The following is a 1,101-nucleotide window of genomic DNA, read 5'->3' as shown; positions in this document are numbered from 1 at the left end:
ACCTATTCGTCGGCCCATGGGGCCTCCTCATAATAGGTCCGCATTATTGGCTACCTTCACCCATACTCAGCCCAGCCATCCCCATCGTCACAGCATTTGTAAAAGCTGGGGTATGTTCCTGTTTGAGGGGATGTCGATGATGTCTGTGGGCTATTCTCATCAGCATGGTTCAAACCAGCTGCAACAATCCCTTAGGCTGAAGCTGACCTAGCTGCCTATACTACCTGCCTTCAGTGACTCTCTCTGTGGCTTCTAGAGAGGTTCTAACAGGTGGTCTGACCTTGGATGATGCAGGCTATGAGAAAGGCCAATGACAAGGGTGGATTGTCTGGTTTGGCTAAGCTGGTGAAGGCTTTGAGTGACCAGTGTGTCTGCTTAGTTGAGAGACAGGCTACTCAATGGTTCAATCGGTCTGGTTAAACAGACTGTAGATACAGGTTGATCGTCGCCCCATGGGGGGCTCCTCATAATAGGTCCGCATTATTTGCCCTGACCTATGCTCACTACATCCATGATCAAGCTTCTCCCTCCTGTTCAGAGGGAACGTAAACCAGCGCTCTAAAGCAACCTGATGAATGGATGAGCCAGACTATTTGACAAGCTATTTTCCCCAAAATACGTCGGGGCCATGCACGATACCGGCTAGGGGGTGGGTGGTCCTGGCCTACCCCTGTCACCTGCCGTCAGTGACTCTCTACATGGTCTACAGGGGCCTTCCAGCAACTGATCTGCCTAGGTCGATCCATGTAGCTTTGCTCAGTTGACCACGGCTTTAGGTGTCTGCGCATTGCAGCACCCTGCGGATGCCACAGCAATCTTGCCCATGGTCTATCTGGCTCGGTTAGGCAGATTGTAGATACAACATGAGGTCACTCGTCGGCCTGCCGGCCTCCTCATATTAGGTCCGCGTTACTAGCGATGCCTATGCTCATCGAACCCGGAGATCCGGTCACAAACTAGTCACAGGAAGTGTGACACAGCCAGCTGTTGTGACGGAAAGAACGAGATGCTAACTTCAAGAAATTGAGGCAGATCAAGGGTTCAGCAGGTCCGCTAAGCAGTGCTCAGTTGGTAGAGCACATCATTCGTAATGATGGGGTC

1 protein-coding gene is annotated in these 1,101 nt (G+C 51.7%); it reads left to right on the top strand.

The features are described from left to right. Positions 1-211: hypothetical protein (locus tag HRQ64_RS20005; protein ID WP_210258739.1), on the top strand; the 211-nt coding region annotated here is incomplete at its 5' end. Positions 212-1,101: the final 890 nt, after the last annotated feature.

The sequence above is a fragment of the Devosia sp. 919 genome, assembly GCF_013185965.1.
Taxonomy (GTDB): domain Bacteria; phylum Pseudomonadota; class Alphaproteobacteria; order Rhizobiales; family Devosiaceae; genus Devosia.
This window is presented reverse-complemented; position numbering and strand designations above follow the sequence as displayed.